At 54.1% G+C, this 18,062-nt stretch carries 17 protein-coding genes and 2 pseudogenes; 12 read left to right on the top strand and 7 right to left on the bottom strand.

Translation table 11 applies throughout. From position 1 onward, the window contains the following. Nucleotides 1–18: 18 nt before the first annotated feature. Nucleotides 19–1,131 (top strand): NAD(P)/FAD-dependent oxidoreductase, encoded by a 1,113-nt coding sequence (locus ACO6VX_RS16150; RefSeq protein WP_422458216.1) that lies wholly within the window; start codon nucleotides 19–21, stop codon nucleotides 1,129–1,131. A gap of 57 nt (nucleotides 1,132–1,188) precedes the next feature. Here the strand turns inward: ACO6VX_RS16150 and ACO6VX_RS16145 are convergent, their stop codons facing one another. After that, on the bottom strand, nucleotides 1,189–1,695 hold the full coding sequence (locus ACO6VX_RS16145; protein WP_022625353.1) for an RcnB family protein: 507 nt from the start codon (nucleotides 1,693–1,695) through the stop codon (nucleotides 1,189–1,191). A gap of 132 nt (nucleotides 1,696–1,827) precedes the next feature. Beyond that, nucleotides 1,828–3,081, bottom strand: a complete 1,254-nt coding sequence (locus ACO6VX_RS16140) for a serine hydrolase domain-containing protein (RefSeq protein ID WP_422458215.1) — start codon at nucleotides 3,079–3,081, stop codon at nucleotides 1,828–1,830. 240 nt (nucleotides 3,082–3,321) lie between these two features. Between ACO6VX_RS16140 and ACO6VX_RS16135 the strand changes: the two genes are divergently transcribed. The 10 genes and pseudogenes from ACO6VX_RS16135 to ACO6VX_RS16090 all read left to right on the top strand — a co-directional run bounded on the left by ACO6VX_RS16135 (nucleotide 3,322) and on the right by ACO6VX_RS16090 (nucleotide 13,826). Beyond that, a complete protein-coding gene (locus ACO6VX_RS16135) occupies nucleotides 3,322–3,990 on the top strand; it encodes a YecA family protein (RefSeq protein WP_010671734.1) in 669 nt (222 codons plus the stop codon). Nucleotides 3,991–4,171: 181 nt separating this feature from the next. Then, nucleotides 4,172–4,765, top strand: a complete 594-nt coding sequence (gene uhpA, locus ACO6VX_RS16130; RefSeq protein WP_010251517.1) for a transcriptional regulator UhpA — start codon at nucleotides 4,172–4,174, stop codon at nucleotides 4,763–4,765. Beyond that, nucleotides 4,762–6,261 carry a signal transduction histidine-protein kinase/phosphatase UhpB gene (gene uhpB / locus ACO6VX_RS16125; RefSeq protein WP_422458214.1) on the top strand — a complete coding sequence of 500 codons (1,500 nt, stop codon included), beginning with the start codon at nucleotides 4,762–4,764 and terminating at the stop codon, nucleotides 6,259–6,261. The genes uhpA and uhpB overlap by 4 nt, the downstream gene beginning before the upstream one ends. A gap of 9 nt (nucleotides 6,262–6,270) precedes the next feature. Then, nucleotides 6,271–7,599 carry an MFS transporter gene (locus tag ACO6VX_RS16120; RefSeq protein ID WP_422458213.1) on the top strand — a complete coding sequence of 443 codons (1,329 nt, stop codon included), beginning with the start codon at nucleotides 6,271–6,273 and terminating at the stop codon, nucleotides 7,597–7,599. A gap of 152 nt (nucleotides 7,600–7,751) precedes the next feature. After that, nucleotides 7,752–9,143, top strand: a complete 1,392-nt coding sequence (uhpT, locus tag ACO6VX_RS16115) for a hexose-6-phosphate:phosphate antiporter (RefSeq protein ID WP_010251526.1) — start codon at nucleotides 7,752–7,754, stop codon at nucleotides 9,141–9,143. Between the two features lie 276 nt (nucleotides 9,144–9,419). Beyond that, a pseudogene (locus ACO6VX_RS16110) lies at nucleotides 9,420–9,605 on the top strand (HTH domain-containing protein); the annotation flags it as partial. Between the two features lie 126 nt (nucleotides 9,606–9,731). Further along, nucleotides 9,732–10,937, top strand: coding sequence for a BglG family transcription antiterminator (locus ACO6VX_RS16105; RefSeq protein ID WP_231905516.1), 1,206 nt, complete (start codon nucleotides 9,732–9,734; stop codon nucleotides 10,935–10,937). Nucleotides 10,938–10,955: 18 nt separating this feature from the next. Further along, nucleotides 10,956–11,429 carry a PTS sugar transporter subunit IIA gene (locus tag ACO6VX_RS16100; RefSeq protein ID WP_022625347.1) on the top strand — a complete coding sequence of 158 codons (474 nt, stop codon included), beginning with the start codon at nucleotides 10,956–10,958 and terminating at the stop codon, nucleotides 11,427–11,429. 106 nt (nucleotides 11,430–11,535) lie between these two features. Further along, complete coding sequence (locus ACO6VX_RS16095; RefSeq protein WP_033759776.1) at nucleotides 11,536–12,960, top strand: PTS fructose transporter subunit IIC; 1,425 nt, start codon at nucleotides 11,536–11,538, stop codon at nucleotides 12,958–12,960. A 5-nt stretch (nucleotides 12,961–12,965) separates the two neighbouring features. Next, the gene (locus ACO6VX_RS16090) at nucleotides 12,966–13,826 is read left to right on the top strand and encodes a ketose-bisphosphate aldolase (protein WP_033787443.1); all 861 of its coding nucleotides are present in this window, start codon (nucleotides 12,966–12,968) and stop codon (nucleotides 13,824–13,826) included. 231 nt (nucleotides 13,827–14,057) lie between these two features. On the opposite strand, the gene ACO6VX_RS16085 is transcribed toward ACO6VX_RS16090, so the two are convergent. Genes ACO6VX_RS16085 through ACO6VX_RS16075 form a run of 3 tightly spaced genes read right to left on the bottom strand, consistent with a single transcriptional unit; the run spans nucleotide 14,058 to nucleotide 15,562 of the window. After that, entirely contained in the window at nucleotides 14,058–14,543 is a 486-nt protein-coding gene (locus ACO6VX_RS16085; RefSeq protein WP_422458212.1) for an Hcp family type VI secretion system effector, read from the bottom strand. A gap of 1 nt (nucleotide 14,544) precedes the next feature. After that, complete coding sequence (locus ACO6VX_RS16080; RefSeq protein ID WP_187500213.1) at nucleotides 14,545–15,066, bottom strand: hypothetical protein; 522 nt, start codon at nucleotides 15,064–15,066, stop codon at nucleotides 14,545–14,547. Then, the gene (locus ACO6VX_RS16075) at nucleotides 15,047–15,562 is read right to left on the bottom strand and encodes a DUF2778 domain-containing protein (RefSeq protein WP_010671743.1); all 516 of its coding nucleotides are present in this window, start codon (nucleotides 15,560–15,562) and stop codon (nucleotides 15,047–15,049) included. Before ACO6VX_RS16075 ends, ACO6VX_RS16080 begins: the two co-directional genes overlap by 20 nt. 238 nt (nucleotides 15,563–15,800) lie before the next feature. On the opposite strand from ACO6VX_RS16075, the pseudogene ACO6VX_RS16070 reads away from it, so the two are divergent. Continuing rightward, nucleotides 15,801–16,064 (top strand): annotated as a pseudogene (locus ACO6VX_RS16070) (class II fructose-bisphosphate aldolase); the annotation flags it as partial. Between the two features lie 24 nt (nucleotides 16,065–16,088). Here the strand turns inward: ACO6VX_RS16070 and ACO6VX_RS16065 are convergent. Further along, nucleotides 16,089–16,865, bottom strand: a complete 777-nt coding sequence (locus ACO6VX_RS16065; RefSeq protein WP_422458224.1) for a CDP-diacylglycerol diphosphatase — start codon at nucleotides 16,863–16,865, stop codon at nucleotides 16,089–16,091. Nucleotides 16,866–17,054: 189 nt separating this feature from the next. Further along, on the bottom strand, nucleotides 17,055–17,399 hold the full coding sequence (locus ACO6VX_RS16060; protein ID WP_422458211.1) for a putative T6SS immunity periplasmic lipoprotein: 345 nt from the start codon (nucleotides 17,397–17,399) through the stop codon (nucleotides 17,055–17,057). Nucleotides 17,400–18,062 lie beyond the last annotated feature (663 nt).

The following is an 18,062-nucleotide window of genomic DNA, read 5'->3' as shown; positions in this document are numbered from 1 at the left end:
TGAGCAAGGAACCTGATAATGGCGGTAAAAACTGAAATGAAAGTAGTTGTACTGGGCGGTGGCGTAATAGGTGTCTCGACGGCGCTGGAGCTGACAAAACGGGGAGCGGCGGTGACGCTGGTGACCGAAGCCGCGCTCTGTTCTGGCGCATCGGGACGTTCACTCTCCTGGCTCAACTCGGCGGGTGAACGCTCCCGCCCCTATCACGCGCTGCGCATGGCGGGCATTGATCGCTATCGCACCCTGTTTGCTCAACAACCTACCCTCGACTGGCTGCGTTTTGATGGCGGGGTCTGCTGGTTCAGCAATGATGCAGCCGGAACGCAGGCGCGGCACGCCTATGAGAAAGCACACGGCTACGACTCACAACTCATGACACCTGATAACGTGGCACAGGTGGATGCGACGATCGATCCCGACGCGCTGCCGTCGCAGGCGATTTTTAACCCCGGTGAAGGCTGGGTCAGTCTGCCGCACCTGTCAGAGTATCTGGTGAATCAGTTCCGGGCGCGGGGTGGTGAAGTGATTGAACACGCCGGTAAAGCCAGTGTGATCACCGATCAGGGCCGGGCCTGCGGCATTCGCAGTGAGCTGGGCGAACTGCGGGCAGATGCGGTGGTGGTCGCCTGCGGGCCCTGGACACCGGATGTGATTGCGTCACTGGGCGTGACGATTCCCAACGGATCGCCCGTCTCCATGCTGGTGATCACTGAGCCGGGCAAACATGAACTCAAGGCGGTGCTGAACACGCCCCGCGCCGCCATCCGGCCAAACCCCGGCAACCGTTACGCCCTGGATCACGACTGGTACGAGGCTGATATCCAGAAGCTGGCCGGAGGCGATTACCATATTGATAAGCAGGTTGTAGCAAAGCTGGCCGAGGAAGCGAGTCAGCTGTTACGGGGTGACGAGCCGCTCAGCGTCCAGAGCTGGAAAATTGGCCTGAAGCCGATTCCAGGCGATGGCGATCCGGTGCTGGGGCAACTGCAGAAGGTGCCGGGCTGTTATGTGGCGTTCACGCATTCGGGCGCAACCCTGGCGCTGATTGTCGGTGAATTACTGGCGGAGGAGATTGTAAGCGGTGAAAAGCATCCGATGCTGGCAAGCTTTGGTGCTGAGCGTTTCAGCTAAAAAAAGCCGGTCATCACGACCGGCTGATTTTTACCGCTTATTTTAACCGCGCTTATTTTAACCGCGGAAGAAGATATCGCCCGATTTACCCATGACGATTTTGCCGGTGTCATTGGTAATAAGAATGTAGTTGGCGTTGATATAGGCCCAGTGGGTATTTTCCTGCGGAGCAGGCAGATTACGCTTTTGCCACTCATTGATGGTGTACGTTTTATCGGTGTACTTCTCTGGCACTGTGTCACCGATTTGGTACTGTTTGTAGTCGATGATGATGGTGCTGAGGTCGTAATTAGGGTGCGCGCCATTGGAAGGTGCCGGCGTGGTCGGCGTAATACCATCATTAGATTGTGAGCTGGTCGGCGCCTGGCTTTGCGCGGCACCGGCATCCGGCTGAACGCTGCCCGTATCAGGCGTAGCGGGCTGCGCATCCGGATTAGCAGGCTGAATCTGCGGCGGTGGCGGAACGGTATCCGTTGCTTCGCCAGCGGCTTGTACAGCGGGGATCAGGCTCAGCGAGCCAACCAGTAATCCCATTGATAAAAGTACACGTTGAGTCCTGCGCATAATGATTTCCACGTTGAATTTTGACAGTCAGGCTAAAGACAATGTTTATCGCACTTCAGTTCCGGCGCACTGACGCTATGTGTAAGGAAAAACAGCGCTATTCACTTTACTGCACACAGGCCAGGTAGCGGATCACTGTCCGACCACTTTATCCTGAGTTGCCAGATCGACCAACAACGCAATGCCTAAATAGTTACTCCAGTTAAAGCCGTTCTGCAGCACCACAATCGCATTGCCGTTACGTTTATCGTAGCCGATAAAACTGGCATAGCCGCCGATATAGCCCACCTGATAGGTAATCTGCTGCTCTTCGAAAGTGTCGGTCACCCAGGCGATATTCTGCGCCTGCGCGCCCTGCTGATACCACGCCTGATCTACCGCCGCGAAAGCCCGGTCCCGCGCAGCATCACCGGTAGCGCTGAGATGTGCGCGCAAATAAGCACTCAGATCGCGCGCGTTACTGTAGAGACTGGCCGCGGCCACCATGTTGCCGTGAAAATGCCAGTCAGGCGTCAGCGTGCCGCGGCGAATAAATTTCGGCTGATCGCCTGCATGGCCCAGCGCACGCAGCGGATAGCCCGTCAGCGTTTCCGGTACAAAACTGCTTTGGTTCATCTTTAACGGTGTGAAGATAAGCTGTGATGCCAGCGTCTGAATGTCCTGATGAAAACGCGTGCGCAGGATATAACCGAGCAGCGCATAGCCGAGGTTGGAGTAGTGTGGCAGGCGTACCGAGGGCGCAGAGAAGTCCGCCAGATAACTCAGCAGCTTGTCGCTATCAAGGTTGCCATAGAAGTTCTCGCCGGTATCCAGATAACGAACGAACTGCTGCAGCATCGTCAAATCCATATCCTGTCGCGGCAGACCCGAGGTGTGCGTCACCAGCTGCAGCAGCGTGATGCGCTGCGCGTCAGCGCTGAGGTGAACGCCTTCCGGCAGAAGATCGGCCAGGGTATCGCTCCAGCGCAGTTTACCCTGATCAACCAGCTGGATAATCACTTCTGCCGTCACGCCTTTACTCAGCGATCCCAGCGCAAACAGGGTATCGGGCGTGATCGGATAGCGATGCACACGATCGGTGACGCCAAAAGCGTAATAGCGGGTCGGGCCACCGCGATGAATGACCGCAATGCTGATGCCGGGAACCTGCTTCTGTTGCATGTAATGCTGCACGATGTCGTCGACATTTTCATGAAAGGTGGCGTGTGTCAGATAAACGCGGTCGCCCACCGGGGCGGAGGTTTGCGACAGGGTTCCACATCCCGCCAGCAGGAAGATAAAGGCTGGCATGAATCGCGTCATTAATCTGCTGATCCACTGGCCGCCAGGGGTCAGCCGTGCAAGGGAGACTGCAACAGCCGGCCTGCCAGTAAATCCATTTTTCATATATTAATCATTAACTTATTATTATTTAACACGCAACTGTCTGGCTGGAGCGCAAAAATGTACCATAAAGTGCTGTGGGCTATCGCCTGCACAACGGGGTGAAAGTGGTGCTAAACGCGGTTTAATCACCGCAGCATGCCCGAACAGGGTTAGCTGTGTTGCAGTCCACAAGGGTGTACACTGCTGCGGTTTTAAGGCTCAACGCCGCTGAAATTTTTGAAATGCCCGGGAGGCAACCGCATGAAAGAAGGCCCACTGTCCGAAAAAGAGCTGCAATGGCTGGAAGATATGCTGGAAAAATATGGCAGCGAAGCATCGATTATTGATGTCTCCGAGCTCGACGGCCTGCTGACTGCCGTACTCTCCGGTCCCGTCACCGTCGAGCCAAGCCAGTGGCTGGTGGCACTGTGGGGTGGCGAGAAGCAGATCCCAAAATGGAGCAACGAGCGTGAAATGACGCGCTTTATGTCGCTTTGCTTCCAGCATATGAATGATGTGGCTGACCGCTTATCTGAATTCCCTGAGCAGTTCGAACCGCTGTTTGGCATCCGTGAAATGGAAGGTCTGGAATTTACCGTGGTGGAAGAGTGGTGCTTCGGCTACATGCGCGGTGTCGCGCTGACCGACTGGACTGCCCTGCCGCAGGACCTGCAACCCGCGCTGGACGCCATCGCTCTGCACGGCGTGGAAGAGAATCTTGAAAAGATCGATGCCATGACGCCGGACGAGATGGAAGCCAGCATTGAAGCTATCCGTCCTGCTGCGCTGGCGCTGCACGATCACTGGATCTCCCAGCCTGAAGCGATTCCCGTTCCCCAGAAGCCTGTCGCGGCAGAGAAACTGCCCGGCCGCAACGATCCCTGCCCGTGCGGCAGCGGCAAAAAATATAAGCAGTGCTGTCTGCACTGATCGGCTGCTTAGCCTCACGATCTGCCGGGCGGCGATTCAGCCCGGCATGCTTCTCTCACGATCCACGACAGTTTGACCTGCATCACTCTACCCACTCCCTTACCTGAATAGACTGCTCACGACTTGAACAGCTTCGTGCTTATCGCTAAGGTAAGCGCGATTTTACCCGCCAGGAATAAACATGATCACCATCGCGCTTATTGACGATCACCTTATCGTCCGCTCCGGCTTTGCCCAGTTGCTGGGCCTGGAATCGGATTTCCAGGTCGTAGCGGAATTTGGTTCTGGCCGTGAGGCGCTGGCAGGTTTACCGGGCCGGGGCGTTCAGGTCTGTATCTGCGATATTTCGATGCCGGATCTCTCCGGGCTGGAGTTGCTGAGCAAGCTGCCGACGGGCCTGGCCACCATCATGCTGTCAGTCCATGACAGTCCGGCACTGGTGGAACAGGCGCTTAATGCCGGTGCGCGCGGATTCCTCTCTAAACGCTGTCGTCCCGATGAGCTGATCGCGGCGGTGCGCACGGTCTCCACAGGCGGCTGTTATCTGACGCCAGAGATTGCGATCAAGCTGGCCGCCGGTCGGCAGGACCCGCTGACCCGACGCGAACGTCAGGTGGCGGAAAAACTGTCACAGGGCATGGCGGTAAAGGAAATTGCCGTTGAGCTGGCGCTGTCACCGAAAACCGTACATGTCCATCGCGCGAATCTGATGGAGAAGCTCGGCGTCAGCAATGATGTGGAGCTGGCGCGCCGCATGTTTGATGGCTGGCAATGAGCCCCTGTGTTTCGCGGCTGATCTCCGTTGTCGCCAGCTTTTTCATCTTCTCGGCGGCCTGGTTCTGCCTGTGGAGTATCAGCCTGCACCTGGTGGAACGCCCGGAGCTGGCGGTGCTGCTATTCCCGTTTGGCCTGCGTCTGGGGCTGATGCTGCAATGTCCACGCACTTACTGGCCGGTGTTGCTGGCAGCTGAGTGGATCATGCTGATCTGGCTGGCGAAGGTGGTCGCGCTGGCGCATCTGCCGCTGTTAATGGCAGGCAGTGTACTGACGCTGCTGCCGGTGGCGCTGATCTCCCATTACCGCCATCAGCGTGACTGGCGCACGCTGCTGAGCCAGGGCGCGGCTCTGATCGCCGCGGCGCTGCTGCAGTCCCTGGCGTGGGCGGGACTGCAGGAGATGCTGAACGCCCTGCTGCTGACGCTCACCGGTGGTCTGACGCTGGCCCCGACCTGCCTGGTCATCTGGCACTACCTCACCAGCACCCGCTGGCAGCCGCTGGGACCTGCGCTGGTCTCGCAACCGGTCAACTGGCGCGCCCGGCATCTTATCTGGTATCTGCTGCTGTTTGTCATCAGTCTCTGGTTGCAGCTTGGCCTGCCCGCTGAACTGTCACGCTTTACGCCATTCTGTCTGGCGCTGCCGATTATTGCGCTGGCCTGGCACTACGGCTGGCAGGGTGCGCTGATCGCGACGCTGATGAACGCAATCGCGCTGATCGCCAGCCAGACCTGGCACGATCATCCGGTCGATCTCCTGCTCTCGCTGCTGGCGCAAAGCCTGACCGGACTGCTGCTGGGTGCCGGTATCCAGCGGCTGCGCGAGCTGAATCAGTCGCTGCAGAGTGAGCTGGCGCGCAACCAGCGCCTGGCGGAACGGCTGGTCGAGACAGAAGAGAATGTGCGCCAGGAGGTGGCGCGCGAACTGCACGATGATATCGGTCAGACGATTACGGCAATCCGCACCCAGGCGGGCATTGTGCAGCGCCTTGCGCCGGAAAATGGCCGGGTGATCCAGGGCGGCGTCCATATTGAGCAGCTCTCTCTTGGCGTCTACGATTCAGTGCGGCGACTGCTGGGACGTCTGCGACCCCGTCAGCTAGATGACCTGTCACTTGAACAGGCAGTTCGCTCCCTGATGCGTGAGATGGAGCTGGAGGATTGCGGCATCGTCAGTCACCTTGAGTGGCGTATTGATGAGGCGCTGCTGAGCGAAGCGCAGCGCGTCACGCTGTTTCGCGTCTGTCAGGAGGGGCTGAACAACATTGTGAAACACGCCAGCGCCAGCGCCGTGACGCTCAAAGGCTGGCAACAGAATGGTCGCGTTTTGCTGGTGATTGAAGATGATGGCTGCGGTCTGCCGCCAGGTTCCGGTCAGCAGAGCTTTGGTCTGGTCGGGATGCGCGAACGCGTGAGTGCGCTGGGCGGATCGCTGACTATCTCCTGCACCCATGGAACCCGCGTCAGCGTGCATCTGCCGCTGCGTATGGCCTGAGGAACCACCGTGTTTAACTTTCTGAAAACGCCCGCTAACGCCGCTCCGCTGCAGGACAAAAGTGAGATTGACAGCCGCTATCGCTACTGGCGACGGCACATCATGTCGACCATCTGGATCGGCTATGCCCTGTTCTACTTTACCCGCAAAAGCTTCAACGCGGCAGCGCCGGAAGTGATCGCCAGCGGCGTGATGATGCGCACCGATATCGGCCTGCTGGCGACGCTATTTTACATCACCTACGGCCTGTCGAAGTTCTTATCCGGCATCGTCAGTGACCGCTCCAACGCCCGTTACTTTATGGGGCTGGGGCTGATCGCTACCGGCGTGGTGAATATCCTGTTTGGCTTTTCCACCTCACTGTGGGCCTTTGCGCTGCTGTGGACCATCAACGCCTTTTTCCAGGGCTGGGGCGCGCCGGTCTGCGCGCGCCTGCTGACCAGCTGGTATTCGCGCAACGAGCGCGGCGGCTGGTGGGCACTATGGAACACCGCGCACAACGTTGGCGGTGCGGTCATCCCGATCGTTATCGGCGCAGTGGCGCTGCACTATGGCTGGCGAATCGGGATGATGATTGCGGGCAGTTTAGCGATCCTCGCCGGACTGTTTCTCTGCTGGCGTCTGCGCGACCGGCCTCAGACTGTCGGCCTGCCCGCGGTAGGCGACTGGCGACAGGATGAGATGGAGATGGCGCAGCAGCAGGAAGGCGCAGGTCTGAGTCGCAAAGCGATCCTGACCCGCTACGTGCTATTCAACCCCTACATCTGGCTGCTGTCGTTGTGTTACGTGCTGGTCTATGTGGTTCGCGCGGCGCTTAATGACTGGGGAAATCTCTACATCTCCGACACGCTGGGGGTAGATCTGGTCACGGCCAACTCGGTAGTCACCCTGTTTGAGCTGGGCGGTGTGATAGGTGCGCTGGTCGCGGGCTGGGGCTCGGACAAGCTGTTTAACGGCAACCGTGGCCCGATGAACCTGATTTTTGCAGCCGGGATTTTGCTTTCCGTCGGCTCACTATGGCTGATGCCCTTTACCAGTTACGTGATGCAGGCAGCCTGCTTTTTTACTACCGGTTTCTTTGTCTTTGGCCCGCAGATGCTGATTGGTATGGCGGCAGCCGAATGTTCCCATAAAGATGCGGCGGGCGCGGCAACCGGCTTCGTCGGCCTTTTCGCCTATCTTGGTGCGTCACTCTCCGGCTGGCCGCTGGCGTGGGTTATCGACGTCTGGCACTGGAGCGGCTTCTTTGCGGTCATTGCCACGGCGGCGGGGATCTCCGCCCTGCTGCTGCTGCCGTTTTTAAATGCTCAGGCACCGCGCCCCCTGCCTGAAGCGTGATACGCCTCTCCTTTTTGCCCCGAGTGGGGCAAAACTAAGAAATTTTCCTGGTTTCGCCTGGATGCTGTCTCAGGCCAGTCTGGCGGCAGGTTTTTACAATGCCAGCCATTCGCTGCCCATTGCAGCTATTCCAACCAGGAGAATCCCCTTCCATGCTGGCATTCCTCAAACAGGTGCGCAGACCGACGCTGGATCTGCCCATCGAACTGCGGCGCAAGATGTGGTTCAAGCCATTTATGCAGTCCTATCTGGTGGTCTTTATCGGCTACCTGACCATGTATCTGATCCGCAAAAACTTCAATATCGCGCAGAACGATATGATCACCACCTACGGACTGAGCATGACGCAGCTGGGGATGATCGGACTGGGCTTCTCCATCACCTATGGCGTCGGGAAAACCCTGGTCTCCTATTATGCTGACGGCAAAAACACCAAGCAGTTCCTGCCGTTTATGCTGATCCTCTCGGCCATCTGCATGCTGGGTTTCAGCGCCAGCATGGGCACCGGTTCCGTCAGCCTGTTCCTGATGATCGCCTTCTATGCCTTAAGCGGATTCTTCCAGAGTACCGGCGGCTCCTGTAGCTACTCCACCATCACTAAGTGGACGCCGCGCCGCAAACGAGGTACTTATCTTGGCATGTGGAATATCTCCCACAACCTCGGCGGTGCCGGTGCGGCAGGCGTTGCGCTGTTTGGCGCCAATGTGCTGTTCAACGGCCACGTAATTGGGATGTTTATCTTCCCGTCTATTATCGCGCTGATTGTTGGTTTTATCGGCCTGCGCTACGGCAGCGACTCCCCGGAATCTTATGGCCTGGGCAAGGCCGAAGAGCTGTTTGACGAAGAGCTGAGCGATGAGGACAAAGAAGCCGAAGATGAGTCGATGACCAAATGGCAGATCTTTGTTGAGTACGTACTGAAGAACAAGGTGATCTGGCTGCTCTGCTTCGCCAACATCTTCCTCTATGTGGTGCGCATCGGGATCGATCAATGGTCAACGGTTTATGCCTTCCAGGAGCTGAAACTCTCTAAAGAGGTGGCGATTCAGGGCTTTACCCTGTTTGAAGTGGGCGCACTGGTGGGCACGCTGATGTGGGGCTGGTTATCCGATCTGGCCAATGGCCGCCGTGCGCTGGTGGCCTGCGTTGCATTAGCGCTGATTATTGCCACGCTCGGGATCTATCAGCATGCCAGCAACCAGTATGTCTATCTGGCGTCGCTGTTCGCCCTGGGCTTCCTGGTCTTTGGCCCGCAGCTGTTAATCGGCGTCGCCGCGGTCGGCTTTGTGCCGAAAAAAGCGATTGGCGCAGCGGATGGTATCAAAGGCACTTTCGCCTATCTGATTGGTGACAGCTTCGCCAAACTGGGCCTGGGCATGATTGCCGACGGCACGCCGATATTTGGCCTGACCGGCTGGGCAGGCACCTTTGCCGCACTGGATGCCGCCGCTATCGCCTGTATCTGCCTGATGGCGCTGGTTGCGGTGATGGAAGAGCGCAAGATTCGCCGCGAGAAACGATTGCAGCGTTTGAAGATGGCGTAAAGATAAAACCTGGCCCGGCGTAAGCCGGGCTTTCCCGCCAGATTCCGCCCTCAGCCATTGTTGTAGCCCCACCAATCGGATCACTGCCAGTCAGCCCGCCAAACCCTCCCATCCCCTTTCACTTATTCTTTCATCTCGTCCCCGATTATTTAAGAAATTCACTGTCAGGTGGTCAGCCTGACCACCAGGTTGTGGCCATGTTTTAATATTTACATGGCATAGTGCCTTTGTTTAGATGATAACTGACAAGGCGAATAACGGATTAAGCGGAACCTGATGATGATGAAGGCGCTGACTGAACGGCAACTGACGATTATGCGACAGCTTATTTCTCATAACAGTTATGTGAGCCTGCACGCTATTTCAGAAAAAACGTCTATTACACCCAGAACTCTACGCCGCGATATTGCCGACATTAACGAAAAACTTTCTGACCAGGGAATCAATCTCAGCGGAAAAAGTGGGAGAGGGATCACAATTAAATTCGCTGATGCGCAGTCGGAAATAGCCGCGCGCCGGATTTTCTCAACCGAGGTGGATGATTTCAGCAGCAACTTCAGGATGCTGAAAATAGCGTCTGATTTATTAATGCTGTCACCAAAAAGTTCATCCATCAGCGAACTGGCGGATAAATATTTTATCAGCCGCGCTTCGATAGTGAATGATTTAAAAACATTAGAAGCATGGTTACATCAGTTTGATTTAACCTTATTAAAAAGCCGCGCCGGAACCAGCATAAAAGGAAGCGACCATAATATTCGCATGGCGATGAAAGCGCTGGTGTTAAAATCGATTTATAACCGTCAGGACATGATGGAAAGCCGTCTGGATGAAAGCACGCTGCAGGAGCTTTCAGAGAAGTTTGGTCAGCAGGCTGTCCATTTTACCCTGCAATTAATTAATTTTATTGAACAGCAACTGCAATATACGATAAGCGATCCTTACTACATCAATTTATTTACGCATATTCTGGTACTGATCCACCGCAGTCACTCGCCGATGCACAGGACCGACGCCCGCGCGGTGTCGATGAACCGGGTGAGCGACCATCACGCCTGGCAGGTGTCACTGGCGGTGATAGAGCGCATTGAGACTGCCTACAACACGGTACTGGTGGCCGAGGAGTCTCACTCCATCTATCAGTATCTGGTCTCTTCCGGTAAGGCGGGCGGTGAGTCACCACAGCACGATGACTCCCTGATTTCAGAGCGTGAAACCCGCTTTGCTGAGGCGCTGATCGCCCGGGTGGCGCAGCGCATCAACATTGAAATCACCACCGACCAGAACCTGCAGGCGTCATTGTCCTCGCATATCAAGCCGATGCTGAACCGCCTCAGATATCACATCCGGATTAAAAATCCGCTGCTGCATGATATCCAGACCGAGCTGGGCACGGTGTTCGCCGCCGTTAAAGCGGTGATCAGCCAGCTGACGCAGGAGTACAGCCTGGATGAAATCAGTGACGATGAGGTGGCTTATCTGACGGTGCACATTCAGGCAGCCATCGAAAACAGCATCAAGGTAAAACGGGTCTTGCTGGTCTGCTCCAGCGGTCTGGGCACCTCGCAGCTGCTTTACGGACGGATCATCCGTGCCTTTCCCGACTGGAAAATTATCGACATCGTGCCAGGGAAAAATATTGCTGACTCCCTGAAACGACATGAGTGTGACGTGGTGATTTCCACTATCCGGCTGGAGCCGCTGGAAAAACCGGTGGTGTATGTCTCTGCCCTGTTCTCGGCGAAAGATATCGCAAGAGTAACGGAGTGTCTGGTATCGAATTCGATTAATTAATGATAATGGAGAAGCAAAATGACGACAGCCGTGGCTATTAACGAAGTATTAAAAGAAGAGTGCATTATTCTCGATGTCGATTGCCAGACCAAAGAGCAGATTATTTCTCAGCTGACCGACCTGCTCTGCCAGACCGGGGCCGTCACCGATAAAGCCGCTTTCCTGAAAGATGTCTATCTGCGTGAGGAATTAGGCTCTACCGGATTTGAAAACCATATTGCTATTCCACACGGTAAATCTGCGGCCGTCGCCAAAACCCGTATTGCCGTCGGTCGTTTACGCCAGGACATTCCGTGGGAAACCATCGACGGCACCAAAGTCCGGCTGGTTATTCTGTTCGCGGTAAAAGAGTCCGATAAAGATGTGGGCCATATCAAAATGCTCGCCAAAATATCCATTGCGTTAGGCGATGAGGATGTCGTCGAGCAATTGCTTAATGTCCCGCATCGCGAAGAAATGTTTCATTTACTGTTATCCCGATCGGGAGCCTGAATAAACCGGAGAGCAGCATGAATTAAAAATAAAGGAGGTATTCCAGGTTGTAGCCATCCCTTCAGACCGAAAAACATAAATATAAAATTTTCACTGGAGAACATTTATGAACATTATTGCCATTACCGCCTGTCCTACAGGTGTCGCCCACACCTACCTTGCCGAAAGTAATTTAAAAAAAGCGGCTAAAAAACTGGGCCTGAATGTATTAGTTGAAACCCAGGGCGCGATTGAAAGCGAATATATTTTCAGCGACGACGATATTCATCGGGCGGACGTCGTGTTAATCGCCGCAGATAAAAAAGTTGAGATGGCGCGCTTCCAGCACAAAAACGTGATTGAGGTGCCCGTTACCCGTGCCGCGAAGGATGCTGAAGGCCTATTAAACGCCATTGTTAACGGCGAACTGGCTCCGAGGCTTGCCGACTCCGCCCCACAGGCCAGTGCATCGGAACCGGCTAACAGTGCCCGTGAGACGTCGGGTTCCCGTTCCTGGATTTCAGAGATTTATGTGCACCTGATCACCGGCGTGAACCTGATGATCCCGTTTGTGGTGGCGGGCGGCATTCTGATCGCGCTGAGTTTTTCATTCGGGATTACGGCGGCCACACCAGGGGACGCGAACTTCAGCCCGATAGCGAAGATGCTCTCTGACATCGGTGGCGGTTCCGCCTTTGCCCTGATGCTACCGATTCTGGCGCTGGGGATCAGCCAGTCTGTCAGCGGCAAAGCGGGCATCGTGGCGGGCGCCGTGGGTGGGATGATGGCGATCCACACCGGCTCCGGCTTTCTCGGCGCGCTGATTGCCGGCTTCCTGGCCGGATACATCACGCTGCTGATCAATAACCATATCCATCTGCCCAAAGCGGTCGCCGGACTGAAACCTATTTTAATCGTGCCTCTGTTAAGCGTGCTGCTGACCGGCGCACTAATGGCGCTGCTGATTGGTGAGCCGATCAAAATGCTGCTCGGCTGGCTGACCGACTTCCTCAGTTCGCTGGGTAACACCAATGCGGCCATTCTCGGCCTGCTGTTCGGCATGATGGTGGCCTTTGATATGGGTGGCCCGCTGAATAAAACCGTCTGTATGTTTGCGATTGGCCTGATGTCGAGTGGGGTTTACGGACCGATTGCCGCCTGTATGGCGGCGGGCATGGTGCCGCCACTGGGCATCGCGCTGGCAACCACCCTCTTCCGCCGCAAGTTTACCGAGCAGGAGCGCGAGACCGGCAAGGTCACCTACATTCTCGGTCTGTCATTCATTACCGAAGGCGCGATCCCCTACGCGGTCGCCGATCCGCTGCGCGTCATCCCGGCCATCGTCGCGGGTTCCGGATTAGCAGGCGCCCTCTCAATGATGCTGGGCTGCGCTTCCCGCGCTCCGCATGGCGGCATTTTCGTCATCTTCATTCCTAACGTGATCAGCAATGTCATGGGTTATCTGTTTGCGATTGCCGCAGGCAGTCTGCTGACGGCGCTGATCCTGCTGTTCCTGAAAAAAGATATCTCCGTTCCTGCAAAACAAGGATAAAACCTATGCTTTACAACATGAAAGATCTGCTCAGCGTTGCCCGACAGCATCAGTTTGGCGTTGGTGCGTTTAACATCGCCAGCGCGGAGTTTGGACGGGTGGCGGTTGAGACTGCCGAGCGACTGGATTCACCGCTGATTCTGGAGATCCATCCTGAAGAGATGGCCTTCACCGGCCCGGAATTTATCGGTTATCTGCGGACGCTGGCGATTCAGGCGCGCGTGCCGGTGGTGATCCATCTGGACCATGGCCGTTCGCTGGAAGAGGTGATGAAAGCGATCTACGCCGGTTTTACCTCGGTGATGATTGACGCCTCGTCTCACCCTTTTGAGCAGAATATTGCGCTGACGAAGAAGATTGTCGAGATAGCGCACACGATTAATGTCTCTGTGGAAGCGGAGCTGGGCACCATCGGCGTGGCAGAAGGCAGCGGCGAAGGCGGCAGTAACGAGATTCTCTATACCGATCCGCAGCAGGCCGAGACCTTTGTGCGCGAGACCGGCACCGACACGCTGGCGGTCGCCATCGGCACCTCGCATGGCCTCTACCCCAAAGGGAAGCAGCCGAAGCTGGATATCGAGCGCCTGCAGCAGATCCGTAAGTTGGTTGATATCCCGCTGGTGCTGCATGGCGGTTCGGGCAACAAAGACAGCGAGGTCGCGGAATCAATTCGTTATGGCGTCGGTAAAATCAATATCTCCAGCGATATGAAGAAGGCGTTTTTCGTGGCGCTGGAGCAGGAGCTGAAGCTTGGGGGTCACGAGCCTAATTCCCTCTTTGTTAAACCGATGCAGGCGGCAAGTGAAGTGGTCGCGGCGAAGATGGCGCTATTTAGTTCGGTTGGGAAAGCGGCGTTGTATCGGTAAGGGGTTGTGTGGCGTGGATGGTGGCTTGAAGACTGCCAGGGAGGCCGGGAAAAGGCACCGATGAATAGGTGCCTTTTTTAGATGTTGTACAACCGGATAACGCGGTCGTAACGTTTTTCGAGCATGGATGGAGGTCGTCACTAGATCCCCCATTACACCCCGGTAACGTTTTAATTAGTGCTTCACTGCCAAGGAGAACTTAGCTATACCACAGGAAACAGGATTTTAATCTCAGGACCGAACATTCCAGTCATCCGTATACTGCACATTACCATCAACGTAACGCCAGGTGATTTTGTCGTACATCAGGGAAAGGCTTTCCATATGGTTGATCTGCGAGTTTCCTGCCATTTTAGCATTTGGCATCCCCGGATTAATGCCAGTCACCTTCACCCCTTCGATAGTCATAACAAAATAGCATTCCTCTTGCCCGGCATGGTTAATGCGATACCAGCGAATCTCCGCACTTTTCAGCGTCTGACCAGTAGCAACGGCTTTGTATAAGTATGGGCTGGCGCTATCAAACTCTTTTTCAATCATAAAGGGAGAGTGTGATCGCTTGCCGGTGATTTTACCGTTGGCACTATCCACTGGAATATTTAAACCGTGACTGAAGCCAACAATTTCGATAGAACCATCACGATCCTGAACGTCTACAGATCCCTTAATATCTGCACCGCCGTCATCTTTAAGCCACATGTAAGCTGGAATAGGCATTTTACAAACTCCTTTTGAATGTGCATTTCTTCATAATAAAGTAATAGCAGAAAAGGGCTAAAATCAGGTTGAAAGCCATAAGTGCAGCCATAGCAACATCTGAAAATTTTTCTATGTCCGGAAAAACAGCCTGGTAAGGTACAAAGCGGACGAATAACCAAAGCAGCATTACAAAAATGATTATTTTTATCAATCGTCGCACGGTAGAGAAAGCCCACTCTTTAGGGAGGCAAGATGGGGTCACTTTGTGAGTAAGGCCGTTAAAAAGGGTGATAATCGCACTCATAACCGGAATGCTGATTAGAGTATTAATTAAAATAGAAAAGTAATCCCGCAACGACTCCCAGGCCTCTAAGTCAGGTTCACCCAGAATGAAATGGGTAACGTTCAGAGCGCTTTGGAAATCAAATAAGGCTGTTATAGAGTCAACTAATCCATCATAGGGAACTTCTTTAGCAACGAACAGCATAATCACAGTAAAGAGCGCCAATTTTATAAAGAGACTAAGGACATGTTTTGCCATTGGCAATTACCTCAATCGTTCCATAGGCCTTTAACTTCCTCATACAAGGAACCTCTATTTTCTGGGTCCTTAATAATGCATTGCGTAACAGGGAAAAATCAGAATCATGCGGAAGTGTGATACAACCCTCAGAAAGAACGCCGGGGTGCAAACGAAAGTTACCACGCTTAACGCTATCAACCCAGGTGTAATCATCAATTGCCCAATCATCCCGCCATATTGCAAACCATTCGGAATGCCTGAACGTAGCACCGCTGGCAAAATGATTATAAATATCCCTTACACCGGCATTTAGTTGTGATCGGAGGCCTCCCTCAGGACGGTCAACAATCCAGTATTTACCCGCTGGTACAGGCCCCTCTTTAGGAATCATTCCACAGGCACCACGATTACGATAAGCACCATTGCCAGAGAACGCTAAAAACGTTCCCACACCCGGAAAGGATAACGGTGAGTAGTCAGCATCATTAATAACAAACTTTCCATGTAGAGCCATTGATAATCCTTGCATCTATAATCCTTTGTGCGCTTATCCTACGCTGGTGAAAAGAAAATGAGCAATAATTTTTCCTGGAAAAAGTCTGAGTTTAAGAAATAGGATGATTATGTTAGTAATAAGTCACTTAACAGATGTAATTAATATGCGTTTATGGCTTGTTATTTAACCTGAGAGTAACAGAGATGTTATAGCTCAAAAACCATGTATAAATGACAAGCTTGTAACAAGCTTACTATTAATTAATATTCCACGTGTACTACATGGCGGTTCGGGCAACAAAGACAGCGAGGTCGCGGAATCGATCCGTTATGGCGTCGGTAAAATCAATATCTCCAGCGATATGAAGAAGGCGCTCTTTGTGGCGCTGGAGCAGGAACTGAAACAGGGCGGACACGAACCTGATTCAATGTTTACGAAACCGATGCACGGGCGATCGTCCTCGTCAGTCGGGTTCTTGCTGGCAGAGCATTTGATTACAGCAGAGTGGCTGGGTCGGTGAAGGATTAAGGGTGATAAGGTTTAGTTACTTCCCGACTGCAACGTCAGCTGGCGGCGCTGAAAGAATAGCGCAGCGTTTATCCAGCAGCGACTCAACGGACGCCCGATTGCCCTTATCCCAGCCGCGCCGGGTAGTTAGCAGGATAAACCCTTTTTCTCCCGAAAACGTCGCCGGGATGAGCGCCACACCAGACTCTGCCAGCTGCGGCGGGGACAGCCGGAAATGGCGCGCTACGGAGGAGACAGGATAGATCCCCATCGCCGTCGGCTGCATAACGCGACGGGCATAGTAGGTGTGGTTCAGCAAACGGTCGGGCAAGGGTCGCCAGTCATTATTAATATAGGGGCGCTCGGCCTGAAGCTGGCGATAGACATCTTCCCGCAGGCAGGTCAGATGAATATGCAGTTGATTCTGGCTGCGGCCATAAGCGGAATTCAGCGCCATGCCGAGGCGATCCTCAGGCACTTTAGCGCCATAGGCCGCCATCAGACGATAACGCATTAACCAGGCGTAGCCGAAATAATCGGGACGTCCGGGGCGCGACAGCGCAATGCTCTCAATGCCGGACATCGCCACCGTCGGCACCAGAATAAAGTGCAGCCTGTGGCGAGGATTCTGGATGATGCTGTAGCCCTGTGTGCTGTCCTGCGGCAGATAGAGTTGCTGGCAGGGAGACGGATCCCGACGGTAGTGATAGTTATTCATGCAGAGGTCATGCGTGACCGTCCACAGCGCGTCAGAGCGGGCGCATCCCACCAATAGCAGCGCGATGACCAGCGGCAGAGACCGGCATCGCCACAATAATTTCCCGTTCAGCGGATGGCGTCCGGTCAGGCGACTCAATGCAGGTACAACCTCATCAACAAGGGTTCATATTGGGGGAGCGTTTATCCAGTTTAGCACGGAGCCAGTGGTAACCAGCTTCGGGTTGGTTAGTATAGCGCTGGTGTTGCAGGGTGGTTAGGGCAACTGAGTGAATGTTCTGCCTCCTTATTCTTTGGAATAAGAAAAATCAGCCGTGACTAAATGCGACGCTGATTTATCAGATTGAACATCATAGGCGAAATAGTAACGCTCTCCCGTTGTGAACTTAAATCCGAACACAGGAAGGCACTCACCTTTTGGAACATAAACAGGTTTGTCATCAAAAAACTTGTGAAGAGAATTGCTTTTATCGCTGTTGATTTGAATGGCAGTAATCCTTTCTTGTGGCTCCAGTGGCGACACCACACAAACTTGCTTGTCTTTGATAAATGCCGCTGTAGATTCTCGCTCCACCATTCGGTCGCCAGGCCCAGGGCATCCCGTTAAGAGAAATACGACACCCAGCATCATCTTGTTTTCATGATTAACGACCCTTGCCTGTTACGGTTTTCTGATAAAGCGATGGGACATCCTGCAACATATCATTGCCCCTGTACATCCCCATGCGCCCTGGCCTCTGGTAGAAAGACCACTTACTCATCCCATAAACCAGTAGTAACCAATAGACAGCTAAAATAGAGACTTGCTGTTCAGGAGAGTAATCAGGTTACTGGCCTACTTACACGACCTGATGTGCCTCCTGCTGATTAACACTCGCTTGTCATCACCTATATGGCCAGTGAAAGCGCAGGCGTTAAGCCGGCTGCAGGGTTGACCTGAACGTTTGCCATCAGGCCCTATATCCGAAACCCACAGGGGTTAGCGCAGCAGAACTGACGACCCGATAACGCCGGGTAGCCGAAGGGGAGCATGAGCATCAGGATTTAAAAACCGTCTGCAGTCAGATACTGACTCGGTGCCTGTTTAATTACGCCTGCCAGCATGAGTTTTGTTATGAAAATGCTGCTGTCGGTTCACTCCAGTCAGCAATAACTTAAAATCGCGAATCATTATTCGAATGTTCCTGCTGTCCCCGCAGATTTTTGTGAATCCCGATAATTCATCTGTAGTCTTGTAAGCTGGTCTTTCCATCCGTTTTGTAAAGCAAAAATATCCAGGATATTGCTGGCAGAT

The sequence above is a fragment of the Pantoea sp. BJFS-204 genome (assembly GCF_049310725.1).
Lineage (GTDB): Bacteria > Pseudomonadota > Gammaproteobacteria > Enterobacterales > Enterobacteriaceae > Pantoea > Pantoea agglomerans.
Note: the sequence above shows the minus strand (reverse complement) of the source record. Positions and strands in the feature narration are given on the sequence as shown.